The sequence below is a fragment of the Kordia jejudonensis genome, assembly GCF_001005315.1.
GTDB lineage: Bacteria > Bacteroidota > Bacteroidia > Flavobacteriales > Flavobacteriaceae > Kordia > Kordia jejudonensis.
Genome location: NZ_LBMG01000111.1, coordinates 1 through 3,023 on the forward strand (window position 1 = coordinate 1; position 3,023 = coordinate 3,023).

At 36.4% G+C, this 3,023-nt stretch carries 1 protein-coding gene; it reads left to right on the forward strand.

Annotated features, from left to right (window positions below; all coding sequences use genetic code 11):
- Positions 1-219: 219 nt before the first annotated feature.
- A complete protein-coding gene (locus AA089_RS22760) occupies positions 220-2,622 on the forward strand; it encodes a glycoside hydrolase family 31 protein (protein WP_046759330.1) in 2,403 nt (800 codons plus the stop codon).
- The last annotated feature ends 401 nt before the right edge of the window (positions 2,623-3,023 follow it).

Here is a 3,023-nt window from a genome sequence, read left to right on the forward strand (position 1 = left end):
CAAGTCATTCCTGCAAAGGCAGAAATCCAAAAAGTACCATTATCAAAACAAAGATTTAATTCATAAATACTCAGAAAACCACAAAAATCACACATAAAAATTCACTTTTCAATAATTATAATCAACTATAACGTTATCGTTAATAAGTAGCTGATTCAAAGCTTTTAAATCTCTAAACTTTTCCGTTTTTTTACATAATATCTTAAATCTTACAATAACATGATTGTAAATACAGAATTAGAAAATAAAGGGAATCTATTTCCTTCCAAAATAATAAACTTCCGCAAAGACGTAGACACGTTATATTTTACTGCAGAAAATGATGTCGTATTACAAATGCGAATTGTCCGCGATAGTGTCCTGCGTTTTCGTTACACAACAACAGGAACGTTTGAAAATGATTTTTCCTATGCCATTACGAAATATGCAAGTACAGGATACAATCACTTAGCCATAGAAGAAGATGAAGAAAAATACATCATCACGACTTCAAAACTTATCTGTCACATCGCGAAAATAAACATGCGTGTACAATTGTACGATGCAAAAGACAATACGTTGGTCAACGAAGATGAACTTGGTTTCCATTGGGAAGAAAGTTATGAGTTTGGTGGAAATGTGGTAAAAATGAGCAAAACGGTCAACGAACGTGAAAGCTACTTCGGATTAGGAGACAAGCCAGATCATTTAAACCTAAAAGGAAAGCGTTTTCAAAATTGGGTAACGGATTCATATGCATATGGAAAACATACAGATCCGATTTACAAAGCAATTCCATTTTACACGGGATTACACCATAACAAAGCGTACGGAATCTTTTTTGATAACACCTTCAGAAGTTACTTCGATTTTGCACACGAACGCAGAAATGTAACCAGTTTTTGGGCGCAAGGTGGCGAAATGAATTACTATTTCATCTACGGACCGCAAATGCAAGATGTTGTTGAAAGTTATACAGACTTAACAGGAAAGCCGCATCAACTGCCGCCATTATGGGCATTAGGATATCATCAATGTAAATGGAGTTACTATCCTGAAAGCAATGTAAAAGAAATTACACAGAAATTTAGAGACTTAAAAATTCCGTGTGATGCCATTTACTTAGATATCGATTATATGGATGGTTTCCGTTGTTTTACATGGAATAAAGATCATTTTCCAGATCCGAAACGCATGGTCAAAGAATTGGCAGATGACGGTTTCAAAACGGTTGCGATTATTGATCCAGGAATTAAAATTGACAAAAATTACGACGTTTTCAAAGAAGCGTTAGATAAAGATTACTTCTGTAAACGTGCCGACGGACCGTATATGAAAGGAAAAGTTTGGCCAGGCGAATGTTACTTCCCAGATTTTACAAAACCAGAAGTGCGCGATTGGTGGTCAGGATTATTCAAAGAACTCATTGAAGACATCGGAATCAAAGGTGTTTGGAATGATATGAACGAACCTGCCGTCATGGAGGTGCCAAACAAAACATTTCCAGATGATGTGCGCCACGATTATGATGGAAATCCGTGCAGTCACCGAAAAGCACACAATGTGTACGGAATGCAAATGGCGCGTGCAACCTATCAAGGATTAAAGAAATTCAACTATCCAAAACGTCCGTTTGTCATTACACGTGCGGCATATTCAGGAACGCAGCGTTACACGTCAACTTGGACAGGAGATAACGTAGCAACTTGGGAACACTTATGGATAGCCAATGTACAAGCACAACGTATGGCAATGTCTGGTTTTTCCTTTGCAGGAAGTGATATTGGAGGATTTGCCGAGCAACCACAAGGAGAATTATTCACACGTTGGATTCAACTTGGAATTTTTCATCCGTTTTGTAGAGTGCATTCTTCAGGAGATCACGGCGATCAAGAACCATGGGCTTTTGATGAAGATGTTACGGATGTAGTGCGAAAGTTTGTAGAATTGCGTTATCAATTATTACCATATTTATATACTGCTTTTTGGAACTTAGTCGATCATGGAACGCCGTTATTAAAATCATTGGTAATGTTCGATCAAGAAGATCATCAAACGCATTACCGAACGGATGAATTTGTGTTTGGAGATAAAATATTAGTATGTCCAATTCAAGAACCAAACGCCAAAGGTCGTCGTATGTACATTCCACGTGGACAATGGTACAATTACTGGACAGATGAATTGGTTGAAGGAGGAAAAGAAAAATGGGTAGATGCAGAAATTGACAGCATGCCGATTTTTGTACAAGAAGGAGCAATCATTCCGAAATATCCTGTACAACAATATGTTGGCGAAAAAGAAATTGATGAAGTAACTTTGGATATTTACTATAAAAAAGGAAAAGAAAGCTCACAACTCTTTGACGATGCACATGATGGATACGATTATACAAAAGGACGTTACAGTCTGAGAACCTTTAAACTGACGGGAAAATCCAACGAATTAATCATTCAGCAACACAAAGAAGGAAAGTATATTACAACATATGAAAACTTCAAACTGAACATTCACGGATTGCCTTTCAAAGCGAAAGAAATTCAAATAGACAATGAAATTGTAGCACTTTCAGACATAAAAACGGATGAAAACGGCGCTATGATTGTTGGTAAAGATTTTTCTGAAATTCATATTATTGGGTAGTTTTTTAGAAAATAGAAAATAGAAAATAGAGAAAAGAGTCAGGACGTTATGTTTTGGCTCTTTTTTTTGCTTTCGCGAGATTTTACTCAGTAATTCTAAATCAAGTTCAGTATGATGAAATTTTGTACGTTATTGCGAGGAGTTTCGATGAAGTCATCTGTTACTATAACACAGAACACTTCATTATCGTTCGTAATGACCTCAATGTTTTCAATTTCAACTTCATTCCTTCAAAAAAAATCAATTCTGCCCGTAGGAAATTGCCAAGTATCATTCAGTCGCTAAGCTACATACATTTCGCATTCGCGTCGCACTTTCGTCTGCTTCTTCATTATTTCTTCGGACAGATGCGCGAGATGAATTAAAAAATGTATTTAACGTCAGTTCGATATAAGTGATTC

Coding starts and splice junctions, on each gene's coding strand:
- AA089_RS22760 (WP_046759330.1), top strand. CDS start 220: ATGATTGTAAATACAGAATTAGAAAATAAAGGGAATCTATTTCCTTCC.